Annotated in this window: 9 protein-coding genes; 7 read left to right on the top strand and 2 right to left on the bottom strand. The window is 42.2% G+C overall.

Annotated features, from left to right (window positions below; genetic code table 11):
- On the bottom strand, nucleotides 1-2,054 hold a 2,054-nt coding region (locus tag ACK4HU_RS21655), incomplete at its 3' end, for a YDG domain-containing protein (protein ID WP_409810194.1).
- 788 nt (nucleotides 2,055-2,842) lie between these two features.
- Here ACK4HU_RS21655 and ACK4HU_RS21650 point away from each other — a divergent pair.
- From ACK4HU_RS21650 to ACK4HU_RS21630, 5 genes are all read left to right on the top strand, one after another.
- Entirely contained in the window at nucleotides 2,843-3,229 is a 387-nt protein-coding gene (locus ACK4HU_RS21650) for a hypothetical protein (RefSeq protein ID WP_409810191.1), read from the top strand.
- A 57-nt stretch (nucleotides 3,230-3,286) separates the two neighbouring features.
- Nucleotides 3,287-3,451, top strand: coding sequence for an SDR family oxidoreductase (locus ACK4HU_RS21645; protein WP_409810210.1), 165 nt, complete (start codon nucleotides 3,287-3,289; stop codon nucleotides 3,449-3,451).
- Between the two features lie 1,201 nt (nucleotides 3,452-4,652).
- Nucleotides 4,653-5,147 (top strand): hypothetical protein, encoded by a 495-nt coding sequence (locus tag ACK4HU_RS21640; RefSeq protein WP_409810188.1) that lies wholly within the window; start codon nucleotides 4,653-4,655, stop codon nucleotides 5,145-5,147.
- Between the two features lie 272 nt (nucleotides 5,148-5,419).
- The gene (locus tag ACK4HU_RS21635) at nucleotides 5,420-8,644 is read left to right on the top strand and encodes a PDZ domain-containing protein (protein ID WP_409810185.1); all 3,225 of its coding nucleotides are present in this window, start codon (nucleotides 5,420-5,422) and stop codon (nucleotides 8,642-8,644) included.
- A 341-nt stretch (nucleotides 8,645-8,985) separates the two neighbouring features.
- A complete protein-coding gene (locus ACK4HU_RS21630; RefSeq protein WP_409810182.1) occupies nucleotides 8,986-9,366 on the top strand; it encodes a hypothetical protein in 381 nt (126 codons plus the stop codon).
- Between the two features lie 232 nt (nucleotides 9,367-9,598).
- Here ACK4HU_RS21630 and ACK4HU_RS21625 read toward each other — a convergent pair whose 3' ends face one another.
- Nucleotides 9,599-10,021 (bottom strand): hypothetical protein, encoded by a 423-nt coding sequence (locus ACK4HU_RS21625; RefSeq protein ID WP_409810179.1) that lies wholly within the window; start codon nucleotides 10,019-10,021, stop codon nucleotides 9,599-9,601.
- A gap of 206 nt (nucleotides 10,022-10,227) precedes the next feature.
- Here ACK4HU_RS21625 and ACK4HU_RS21620 point away from each other — a divergent pair, with 206 nt between their 5' ends.
- Together ACK4HU_RS21620 and ACK4HU_RS21615 are read left to right on the top strand one after the other, a co-directional pair.
- Nucleotides 10,228-10,734 (top strand): DUF937 domain-containing protein, encoded by a 507-nt coding sequence (locus tag ACK4HU_RS21620; protein WP_409810176.1) that lies wholly within the window; start codon nucleotides 10,228-10,230, stop codon nucleotides 10,732-10,734.
- Between the two features lie 126 nt (nucleotides 10,735-10,860).
- A complete protein-coding gene (locus tag ACK4HU_RS21615; RefSeq protein WP_409810173.1) occupies nucleotides 10,861-12,249 on the top strand; it encodes a glycoside hydrolase family 30 protein in 1,389 nt (462 codons plus the stop codon).
- Nucleotides 12,250-12,630 lie beyond the last annotated feature (381 nt).

The following is a 12,630-nucleotide window of genomic DNA, read 5'->3' as shown; positions in this document are numbered from 1 at the left end:
ATGCCGGAGATGCCGGACACCGCTACCGTCGCATCGACAGTCGCATCGTACATTTTATCATCAGCCGTGATGCTCACTGTAACCGCTGCCTGGGTAATGTCAGCCAGATCGGTTGCCGTCGCATTGAAGCTGTAGTTGCCTGCATCAGTACCGGAAGTGGCAATGTCAGCAGTCACAGTTTTGCCTGTTCCCACATTCTTGTTGTCAAACTCCCCGTTGCTCGCAGTTGCAGTCACCACGTCGGTCAACAGGATGCCGGAGATGCCGGACACCGCTACCGTCGCATCGACAGTCGCATCGTACATTTTATCATCAGCCGTGATGCTCACCGTAACCGCTGCCTGGGTAATGTCAGCAATTGCTGTTGCTACTGAAGTCAGACTGTAATTACTTGCATCCGCTCCCGATAATGTTGCTCCTAATAGAGTCACTGTCTTTCCATTCGCAACATTCTTATCTGCAAAAGTTGCGGTTCCGCCCGTAAGCTCGACCGCATCAGGTGAAATTACCCCATTCAGCGTTCTGGTCAGTACAGTGGCGGAGGTGTTGCCGTCGTAGATCTTGTTGTCGGCCGTGAAGTTGCCCGTGATGTTTTTTGCATTGACCGTCAAGGTTGCCTGACTACTTGGCACAGCTGTACCACAAGGATCTGAAACAATTACCTGATAAATCCTTCCATTTAAAGCCACTCCCGGCTTGGTAAGAGTAAGGGTGGGAGTAGAAGTACCTGAGAACACCCCACCATCACTGATATCCACAAAGGGATTAGTCCCGATTTTCTCCTGCCACTGGTAACTCAGTCCTGTGCCTTGGGCAGTAACTGAAAACTGGGTGTTATCACCATAGGTAATCGACTTATTAATAGGTTGGACATTTATTTTTGGCCCGGCAACGAGACGTATATCATCAATCCTGAAATCAGTATCACTATATGTATTTCTAAACCTTATCCTGAGATTCGCAGAAGATGGAATTGACCCAGAGGTCATTCGATAGTGCCAAATGACCGTTCCATCACCGGTAGGTAAAGGCGGAAAACTGAGAGGTGAAAAAGTAGTCCCATTATCAATACTGACTTCTACGATTAATAGAGAACCATTTGAATCTTTTTTACTTTTAAATATTCCAAATTGAAGTTGTAAATCATTAAAACCACTAGTATTGATGTTGGCTATACTCAGTGTGGAATTCATTCCGGTTCCTTTCTCCAGATAAACATTTCCCTCGCCTGTTGCCCATGGGTAATCATCGGAACTTGAATTTTCATTTTTTCTTATAGTGGTATTGTTTGATCCAGAAAAAGTCAACCCACTCAACCCACTGGAATAACCAGAGTAATCACCTGCAGCTATTGATGAATTTTTATTTCCCTCAGGTCCTGGGCCAAATGTCTCATCAAAAATCACATTAGCAGGATCTCGGCAAACAAAAGTAAAAGCATCGGACAAGGTCAAGCTTGATGGTCCGGAGATCACCACGTCTACGGTGCCAACTGGATGAGCAGGGGTGGTTATTTGATTTAGCTCCGTTTCATCTTTCCGATTTGCAGAGACAGAGGAAGCAGTTCCAAAAGTCACAGTGTAGCCTCCTCCGCCACTAAAAGATTTCTTTTTTCCAGTGATTTTAACAGTCTGCCCACCTTGCCAAGTGCCTGCTCTTGGCTCCACTTTCTCCTCAGCATCTGTAAACACCGTCACTGCAGTCCTTCCCGAAGTCAAACCAGTGGCGGTCAGAGTAAAAGTAACCCCTAAGTGATTTTCCTTCACAAGAAATTCATCATTAAAGATATTGCCTTCCGCATCAGCCACAGCTACCAAATCGTGGGGGTTGACACAGGTATCAGGCTTAGGATCTTCATCAAAATGAAAACTGACCGTTTCCCCTGGCTGCCAACCGGATCCTGTAATAACCACATACATTCCGGGAGCATAATCATCCTTATCCGTCTCCACAGTCGCCTGCCCTACCACATCCAGACTTACCCCCATGGATAAGCCTACTGTCATGACCAGAAAAAGCGTTCTGGTCCAATTGAGTAAAATTTTGATTCCCATATCCTTAAAGTTTTATTTTCTATAAAAACTAAATCGGAAAATCACTAAATCCTCTAAACATTATCTAACCGCAGTATTTTGCCGAAGATTCAAATTTTAAAAAAAAAAAATTGAATAAAAAAACATAATTTGACTTTTATATCATTTTTTTTGCTTTTCAAATACGTAAATACGCTTTTAAAAAAAACCAGCTCAAGATTTGTAGTCAGAAAATATCCTTAAGTATTTGCTTACTCATAAAAAAGTGCCTTATGTTATCGTAAAAAGTCAATTAATTCAAGTTGGATTGTTCATATTCTGCCAATAAACGAATTGTCTCTTTAAAATCGTTTGGAAGCCCCCTACCTGCCGTCAGGTAGGGAATACTGAAAACCTTCCCGTCCACCACGGCGGATTGGGAACCGAAGGGGCCTGAAATCAGAATTTGAGTTTATTTCCGTTGATTAAATTTATCTACTGGAAGAGATGGGAATAATTATAAAACTCCATTAAGACTTTCCCTATCAATATAAAATACCAAAAAATTTATGTCAAAATTTTACCGACCAAAACACATACTAATTTTAATTCCTGCAAAAGGCCTACTTGCTTCCTTAATTTCCCATCCTGTGGATTAATAGGATTTTAATCAATTGACGCAAGCTGTCAGGAAATAAGAGTCTCCTCTAATTTTTCAAACTACCACTATGAAAATCAGCGAATTACTTGTATTTTTTCTTGCATCATATGGCTGGTCTTTTTTGGGACCAAAATTGGATTTCTTATTCCAGAACTCTTATTGAAAAGCCATGTACATCATCACTTCGAACTCCAAGCTTCAAACCCCTTTTGAACTCCCAAATTCTGTTGATCAGGATTCCTCAAATCAACATTATCGTAGGAGTGACTTCAGTAGAACCCTCCTACCGGAAGATCCATATCAAAATAATCGCACTTTCAATATGAAAAGCTCCGTGCCTAGACCACAAAATTCCTTCAAGGCCGTAGCTGATCAGGAAATTTTGGATCCTAAAAAGCAGGATGTAGAGATTGTGGATCCCAAAAGAGATATTCCTGACAAAGAATTTCCCGAACAAGAAGAGGATGACGAGGATCAGACTCCTGAAAAAATCGTTCCCCAAGAAGATAAGTACTTCCTTATTGACAAAGAAGGTGATATCATTCAGAAACCTTAATTATGCCAACTCCCAAACAAAAACCCGCACAGAAGTAGTCCAAACAACCGGGCATCAATTCCCGAAGAAAAAGTAAAAGGATTTGGTAAGGATGTCCCCCTAGGGCGTGCCGGCGAACCCTCAGAGGTAGCTCCATGCTATGCCTTTCTTGCATCACATTTATCGTGCTATATGACGGGTCAATTTCTACATCCTAATCGTGGAGAAATAATCAATTCTTAAAAGGTACTAAAATTTGCAAGTCAATTACTCGCTCATTTTAAGAGGATTAAACCCAAAAAATGATATATTAATATTGAAAATTTAGAACACTTAGATTTTGACCTTGTGAAGAGTAAGCGTATTTCTATTTGCTAAAAAATGAAAACATAAACTCAAGCAAGAATAACTATCCCACATTAATCGAAGGAATTCATTCCTTCAAAGCTGATGATGCCTCCTTTGACCGGGTACGAAGATGTATGGTTTAATTGATTCAGATTATGGAATATCAACCCTAACTCTTAATTAAACCCACATTTAGGTTTTGGAAAAAAAACTCCAGAAATCCGCGAGGAGGCGCCATTGGCTTATTTTTTTAGTATCAAGACGTTAGTATCAAGTATCAAGTAGAGGCAAGAAGCAAGAGGTAAGACACAAGAATCAAGACACAAGATTCAAGACACATAAAATAGACCACTCAATCCTATACCAGCACTACTCAAACTCCCTCTCCTGAAGGAGAGGGTTGGGGTGAGGTCAGAGACTTTAGTATCAAGAGGCAAGAGGCAAGAGCCAAGAGGCAAGAGCCAGGATTCAAGACACAAGATTCAAGACACAAGATTGGAGACAGTCGCCCAAAGTTTACCAGCCTCCAACCATTACAACCCGACAACAACGATAACAATTACAACGAATCAAGAAGCTAGACAAAAGAAGCAAGACACACTTAATTGAACAGTCTCCGGTCGTGAAATAGGCTCCCTTCGGTCGCAAGATACGCTATGCGAAATATGCTTACTCAAGAAAGTGCAAGACACAACAAACCCACAAGACATAGGAATACTATCTACCTGACTTTATACCTATAGCGACTAACTACTCACCACTCCTAACTTCCTAGCCTCCAAACTTCCCAACTTCCCTCAATTGAAATCTGCATACTGAGACTGCCTACTCACCAATCACAACCTCCCAACTTCAAAACCTCAAACTTCCCAACATCCACACTTCCAACTCTATTTGATTCAAAGTTTTCCCATCCTGTGGATTTTCGCAATTGTCATTCTCCTGCAGCATTAAGAAGAATTTCCCAGTGTATCCGATTTTTTCAATCCAATATTTTGATAAAAAACAATATAGCATTATAATATTTCATTTTTTATTGTTCCTGCATATTCGGACTGAATTTGGATTTCAATTTATTACACCAAATAACCTAATCATGAACAGCCTTCCATCAAACACAGGGTTTCAACCTCCTATCGGGAACAAAACTCCAACCTATCAGGTCACCACGCAAAGCCACTATCGGAGGCGTGATACCCATGTTAAAATTTATCCTAATCATTTGGGTAGGAATACTCAAGCTATCTTTCAAAGCAGCCAAATGGATGATCAGCATCATACCGCGACCTCAAAATCAGGACAGAAGGATTTAACCAAGAAATCCCAAGCTCCCAAGGTATCAGACCCTAATGGGATAAAACCAGATGACAGGGAACATTTACCTGAGGATGATAAAGAAATAGATCCAAATAAGGAGATACCTGAAGAGGACAATTCCTTGGAGGATGAGGATGGTTCAATCATCAAAGAACCTACCCGCGAGGTGGACGATCCTTACCTACCAGGTCATGGAACGGAGGAAAATACGCCATCGACGGAAGAGGAATTTCCAAAATCAGATCCAAAAGAAAATATTGAAACAGATTTTTGAATTGAAAAGAGGGTAAGTAGTTTGAGGTAAGGGAGACCCCTTGAAAAACTTGTCCGCCTCAGGAGGATTGGTCATTGAATTTGAACATTGGAAATTGAATGAGTCTCGTCAAGTAACAAGATTTTAGTATCAAGAGAAAAGGCAAGAAGCATGAGGCAAGAATTTTTTTGGAGATTGAAATCTACGGCTTATCCAGCCCATTTTTTTATCATCGGTTTGTGAAATTGATTCGAAGTCTCCTATTTAAGAATCGAATCACGATCACCAATCTTATGAAGAGAATATTAACCCTAATCTTAGCTTCGGGACTTGCAAATTTTGCCTTTGGGCAAGGCACGCAACTACTCAGGCAACCTACCCTAAGTGAATCCGAAGTCGTCTTTGTCTATGCCAATGACCTTTGGAAAGTGCCCAAATCCGGTGGAAACGCAATCCGACTCACAAGCAATGAAGGCGAAGAAACCCTCCCACATTTTTCCCCTGACGGAAAACACATCGCCTTCACAGGGGAATACGATGGCAATACAGATGTCTATCTAATTCCCTCAACCGGTGGCGAACCTCAACGTCTGACTTGGCATCCAGGTGCAGACTTGGTAACAGGTTGGACACCGGATGGCAATCACATCACATTTACTTCTGGGCGTGAGGGATTTGCTACCCAAGAATCCAAGTTTTTTAAAATCAGCAAAAACGGTGGAATGCCCGAACCTATGCCAATTCCGCGAGCTGTAAACGGAGAAATCTCTACTGATGGAAAGCATATCGCCTATCAGCAAATAGCCTTTTGGGATCCGGAATGGAGAAACCATCGAGGCGGTCAGGCAAAGCCAATTTGGATTGTGGATCTGAAAGATTACAGTCTGAAAATGACTCCTCAAACCGACAATGAACGACATACCGATCCGGTCTGGTTGGGAAACAAGGTTTACTATATCTCAGAGCGGGATTTCCTCGCAAACATTTGGTCCTATGATCTAGCCACCGGACAAGAAAAGCAGGAGACATTCCTCAAAGACTTTGATATCAAAAGCTTGGATGCCAACAGTTCAGAAATCGTCTATGAGCAAGGCGGGTATTTGCATATTCTCAATCCAGCCACTGGCCAAAGTCAAAAGCTAAACATCACCGTCAATGGTGACTTTCACTGGGCGAGAGAACGCTGGGTGGATGTCAAAGGAAATGACCTGAGTAATCCTCAACTTTCTCCGACGGGCCAGCGGGCAATTTTTGAATTTCGCGGTGAGATCATCACCGTCCCAAAAGAAAATGGAGCTGGAAGAAACGTCACCAATACTTCCAAATCGGCCGAAAGAGCACCGGTTTGGTCACCTGACGGTAAGCAAATCGCTTATTTCTCCGATGCCAAAGGAGAATATGAACTGGTAATTGCTAATCAGGATGGTGGTATCCAAAAGAAAATCAATCTCCCCGATCCCAGCTTTTTCTTCAAGCCTGAATGGTCTCCGGATGGCGCTCACATCGCTTTTACAGATACAGACTATCAGATATGGGTGGTCAATGTGGCCTCAGGAAATGCCAAAGTGGTGGAAACTGATCGCTTTGCTCATCCTAATCGCAGCATGAACCCTGTTTGGTCACCTGACGGAAAATGGATCGCTTATGTACGAATCATGGATAATCAACTGAAATCTGTTTTTGTCCTGAATGTAGCCACCAACCAAAAAATCCAGATTGGTGATGCGATGGCAGATGCGATTTCACCGGTTTGGGACGAAAGTGGCAAATACTTGTACTTCCTAGCCAGCACTGATTTTGGCTTGAATACCGGTTGGCTGGACATGAGTAGCTACGATCACCCGATCACGAGAAGCTTGTACTTAGCAGTACTGAATGCAGCAGATTCCTCGCCATTGCTTCCCCAAAGCGATGAAGAAATTGAGGCTAAAAAAGAAGAAAAGAAAGCGGAAACCCCTGTTACAGTGAAAATCGATGCAGCTGGAATTCAAAACAGAATAGTAGCAATTGACATTCCTGCAAGAAACTTCACCGGCCTTGCTTCAGCTCCGGAAGGCTTTGTTTTTTACATGGAAAGCATCCCAAATCAGGGTACAACTCTCCATAAATACGATTTAAAAAAGCGTAAGACAGAAGTCTTTTTCCCTAGTGTCAATCAGGTTGTTATATCCAAGGATCGAAAATCCATGCTTTATCAAAGTGGAAGTACTTGGGGAATCGTGGAAACTTCAGGTTCGGGTAAAAAGTCAGGCGATGGAGCTTTGAAAGCCATAGGTTCGATGAAAGTCAAAGTCAATCCGATGGACGAATGGCAGCAGATCTACCGTGAAGGTTGGAGATTTCAGCGTGATTTCCTTTATGTGGATAATGTTCATGGCGCACCTTGGGACGATATCTACAATTGGTACAAGCCATGGGTTGATCATGTCCGACATAGAAACGATATGAATTACGTCATCGATATCCTCGGTGGTGAAGTGGCCGTTGGTCATAGCTATACCCGAGGTGGAGATTTTCCGGAGATCAAAACTGTCCCAATCGGTTTGCTTGGAGCGGATTATGAGATGGTCAACGGAAACTATCGAATCAAAAAAATCTACAATGGCGAAAGCTGGAATCCAAACTTGAAGGCACCACTTGCTCAGCCTGGCACCACAGCCAAAGTTGGTGATTATGTAGTCGGAGTGAATGGAAAAGCCATTGAGCCAGGTACCAATATTTACACCTACTTTGAAGGAACTGCCAATCAGCCGACAAAAATCCATCTCAATTCAAAAGCTGGATTGGAAGGTTCTCGAGTCATTCAAGTCATTCCCGTAGCCAATGAAGGTCAACTTCGAAACATCGATTGGGTGGAAGGAAATCGCAGAAAAGTGGATGAGCTTTCCGGAGGAAAACTTGCCTACGTCTATATCCCAAACACAGGACAACCAGGCTATACGTCTTTCAATCGCTATTATTTTGCGCAGCAGGATAAGAAGGGCGCTGTCATCGACGAGCGAAACAATGGAGGAGGATCGGCAGCTGACTACATGGTGGACATCATGGCTCGCGATCTTCATGGCTATTTCAATTCCCGGGCAAATGATCACAAACCTTTTACCACACCAATGTCAGGAATTTGGGGACCAAAAGTCATGCTGATCAACGAGCGTGCGGGTTCGGGTGGTGATCTCCTTCCCTACCTTTTCAACAAAATGAAAATCGGTCCGCTGATCGGCACCAAAACTTGGGGAGGATTGGTTGGAACTTGGGATACGCCGGCATTCTTGGATGGCGGACGCATGGTTGCGCCTCGAGGTGGATTCTATGATGTCGATGGAGAATGGGCTGTGGAAGGTGTCGGAATTTCTCCTGATATCGCCGTGGAGCAAACTCCAAAAGACGTGATTGAAGGTCGCGATCCCCAGTTGGAGCGGGCTGTGAAAGAGGCCTTGGACAGAATCGCAACTGAAGGAATTGAGCTAAAACCTGAACCTAAGGCACCGATTCGATACTTTAGACCAAAAGGAAATTGATTTTCAAGACAGATGGTTTTTTTACCAATAGGTTCATTAAGGGAATTAAGTTTCTATCAATATTTTCATGGATGGAGCAATTCTAAAAGTCCTTAAATTCTTAATGGTTAAATAGACAACTTTGGATAAACTTTATGTCTTTTACAACGACAAAAACTTAAACCATTCAGAGCATTAGGGAAATTGAGATTTAGGCAAAAATCTCAGAGATTTCCACATTTCTTAATGCCCTTAATTTCTAAATGGTAAAAAAAAGAGCTTTTAATCTGTCAACTTAAAATCCTTTCGAAATTTTTTCGAAAGGATTTTTTTTGAATTTCAATTTATCGCTACATTCTCCCATGGAAATCAGAATCACCCTCCTTCTGCTTTTTCTCTTCTTCACTTCCTGCGGTATTCAAGACGGCAGGCCTGACGGAGTTTTTATCCGTGTTCAAAACAATTCAGATGTCAATTTTACAGAGGTGATCGTTCAGTCGGGGAATGTTGAAAACGGATTTGGGACGGTCATGGCAAGATCAAACTCTAAGTACAAAAAGTTTGAATATGCCTTCAAATATGCCTCAGTTTGGCTCCTAGCCGAAGGCCACCAATTGAACCATAACGCTTCTGTAAAAGAAGGTGAAATACCTTTGAAAGCCGGATACTATACCTATCGAGTGGGCTTGAATTCAGCTAATCTGACCGATGCCAGTCTGGTTTTTAATTTCGTCAGAGATTGAAAGGAATTCTATTTCTATAGAATAATGATTCAAATCCCCCCTACCCCCTATGCAGAGTTATGATCCGAAAAGCTGAAATCAGGAACAGTAGGAAAAAGGCAAATCAGCGTAATTCCGAAAATCCGATTGGAAAATAGAATCGCAAAAATGGACTGCTTGTTCATAATTTACCTTTGATGAAACAATTGTATGACAATTGAAATGCTGAATTGAAACCATTGAGAAAATCTTTTTAGGCGATGGATTTGGAGGGAAAACTTCGCTCAAACCCTTCCGCCAAGAATTTACCAAAATGTGCTTTAGCAAGTTGATTAGCCCGAATTTCTGTCCAAAACGTCCGGTGGTCACCTTTGAAGATCGGGAGTTGATTAATTAGAGGAATCAGATTAAATAAACTCGGTATTCCGATCAATATATAAAAACCTAATATTCGAGATCCGAATAGCCTTTTTGGGCCACCATTTACTCCATTTTTGAAGTCCAAAAAATGTCCATACTCATGTTGAATAATTGAAAGCCTCGCTTTTTCAGGAATTGCTTTGGAAATAAAAATTCCAATCTCCGGAAGGCAAATCCCGCTTCCTGCCAGGATCCAAGACGTTTGATAGACACGAATTCCCTTTACTCCTTGTATATTCTTTATCTCTTCTACCACTTTTCCGTAGGAATTATTGCTATTATTATATTCCTCATCTCAATGCAAGTAGGGAAAAAAGAAACCGAGTATCACTGTCTATTTCTGAATTCATGTCTGATTTTTTGTATTACCCTACCCAATTAAATTCCCAAAATTTAGACTCAAAATTACTTGAAAGCCCTGATTATTCTTTTCAACTTTAGGCAAATTAAACTTTTAAAATCATGTTAGAAAAACTGTTAAAAATGGCTGATGGCCCCCTGCAAGATGCACTCGCAAGATCGGGAACAAATGCGGGACCGGGTACAGCTAGCGCAATTGAAGAAATCTTTAGTTCGCTGCTGGAAAAGCAAGCAAAATCAGGAAACACCGAAGCGGTGAAGGAGATGTTTTCAGGAAGAGAAACTACTCCCTCCAGTCCCTTAGTCAATAATTTGAAAGGTGATCTTTCCCAAGGCTTAGCGGACAGATTAGGAATCGACTCCAAGCAAGCGATGGCTATGGCTGCAGTGGCTTTGCCTTTGTTGATAAATTTTTTCAATAAAAAGGTAAATGATGCTCCACAAGCGAATGATGACATCATGTCCTCCATTGTCAAAGCCATACAAGGAGAAGGAAACGGTGGGGGATTGGAAAGCATTTTGGGTAGTATACTCGGAGGCGAAGGAAAAAAAGGCGGTGGTATGGATTTGGGAGGCCTGATGGATTTGGGAAAAGGCCTTTTCAAGTAAATCCTAGTGACCAAAGGGATGAACCTTCTAAAATCGAAATTAGGCTTTGCCGCACTTGCATTCTGAGCGCTTTTTGATTCACTTTGAAGCCTTGGAAAATTTCCAGGGCTTTTGCTTTTCTCCCAAATGAAGAAAATACTCCATTCCTTTATCCTGTTGGCTATTATTTCCTGTGGAAAAAAAACCAATCAACTGCCCTTCGAACATTGGCTAACAGACCCTGAGACAAATGTACTTTTTCAAAAACAAAGCAATGATGGCGAGTTCAATGACAGTGAATTGACTATTTCGGTTGATTCCGAAACGAGCTATCAAATCATGGATGGATTTGGATTCACGCTGAGCCAAGGAAGTGCCAAACATCTTTTGGAAATGAGTGCTTCTGCACGGGCTTCACTTCTTCAGGAGCTATTCGGAAAAAGAGAAAATGATATCCGGATTTCATACCTCCGACTGTCTGTTGCTGCTTCGGATCTAAATGAATTCCCTTTTTCATACAACGACCTCGAAGATTCATTGTCCATTGATCCAGCATTGGAAAACTTCAGCCTCAGTCATGATACGGTAGACGTCATTCCGGTTTTGAAGCAAATCATGAAAATAAATCCCAACGTCAAGTTGATGGCCTCACCTTGGTCACCACCTAAATGGATGAAAGATAATCATGACACCCGAGGAGGATCACTTTTGGAGGAATTTGAGGGGATTTATGCTTGCTATTTGGTCAACTACATCAAGGCGATGAAGGAACAGGGATTTGAAATTGACGCACTGACAATTCAAAACGAGCCGCTACATCCTAAAAATAACCCATCACTTTTGATGCTTCCGGATCAGCAGGCACGGTTCATTGGCGTTCACCTTGGACCAGCTTTCGATGAAAACAACATCAAAACCAAAATCCTGATCTACGATCACAATGCCGATCGACCGGATTATCCAATCACCGTTTTGAGTGATTCCCTTGCCAATCCATTCATCGATGGTTCCGCATTTCATTTGTATGGAGGAGAAATTTCCGCTTTGAGTGAAGTCCATCAAGCTTTTCCGGACAAAAACATCTACTTCACAGAGCAGTGGATCGGTGCACCCGGCAATCTTGCAGGTGACATGCCTTGGCACATGAAAAACCTGATCATCGGTGCTACCCGCAATTGGGCAAGAACGGTTTTGGAGTGGAACTTGACTTCCAATCCTGAACTGACACCCTTTACAGATCGTGGAGGGTGCGAAAAATGTCTCGGTGCGGTAACTATAGCTGGTGATTCAGTAACTCGAAATCCTGCCTATTACGTCATTGCTCACGCAAGTAAGTTTGTGGAACCAGGTTCGGTGCGGATTGACAGCAACATCTTTGAGGGTCTCCACAATGTGGCTTTTTTGAGGCCTGACGGCAAAAAAGTACTCATCGCATTAAACGATGCCAAAGGACCAATCAGTTTTCAAATCAAGGACAAGGAAAAAATCCTCTTTGCGGAATTGAATCCCGGTGCGACGGGTACTTGGATTTGGTGATTTTTTCTCACCGCCGAGACGCAAAGGAACGCAAAGTTATTGACCACAGAGGACGGGAGAAAAAAGGAGTAAAGTTTTTGGAGCTTTTTACTTTTATGGTAAGACACCTTTAAATCTGCCGAATTCTGCTTGCAGGCAGGTCTGTGAATTATTCTGTATAATCTGCGGAAATCTGCGGGAAAAATCATTCTCCACAGAGTCGTAGTGAGGGCAGAGAAAAGCTAAAGCATTTTGATTTTTAGCTACAATAAGAATTCTGTGTCCACTTGCCTGCGGCAGGCAGGTCTGTGATTTTTTCTGTGTTTATCTGGTGCGCCACGAGGCGTGTGTGTTATAAATTAACTTAAAAACCTAGGAAGATGAAAGTTCTTTCCAGCCAAA

The organism is Algoriphagus sp. (assembly GCF_046296635.1).
Classification (GTDB): Bacteria; Bacteroidota; Bacteroidia; order Cytophagales; family Cyclobacteriaceae; genus Algoriphagus.
Note: the sequence above shows the minus strand (reverse complement) of the source record. Positions and strands in the feature narration are given on the sequence as shown.

Coding starts and splice junctions, on each gene's coding strand:
- ACK4HU_RS21650 (WP_409810191.1), top strand. CDS start 2,843: ATGTACATCATCACTTCGAACTCCAAGCTTCAAACCCCTTTTGAACTC.
- ACK4HU_RS21640 (WP_409810188.1), top strand. CDS start 4,653: ATGAACAGCCTTCCATCAAACACAGGGTTTCAACCTCCTATCGGGAAC.
- ACK4HU_RS21635 (WP_409810185.1), top strand. CDS start 5,420: ATGAAGAGAATATTAACCCTAATCTTAGCTTCGGGACTTGCAAATTTT.
- ACK4HU_RS21630 (WP_409810182.1), top strand. CDS start 8,986: ATGGAAATCAGAATCACCCTCCTTCTGCTTTTTCTCTTCTTCACTTCC.
- ACK4HU_RS21620 (WP_409810176.1), top strand. CDS start 10,228: ATGTTAGAAAAACTGTTAAAAATGGCTGATGGCCCCCTGCAAGATGCA.
- ACK4HU_RS21615 (WP_409810173.1), top strand. CDS start 10,861: ATGAAGAAAATACTCCATTCCTTTATCCTGTTGGCTATTATTTCCTGT.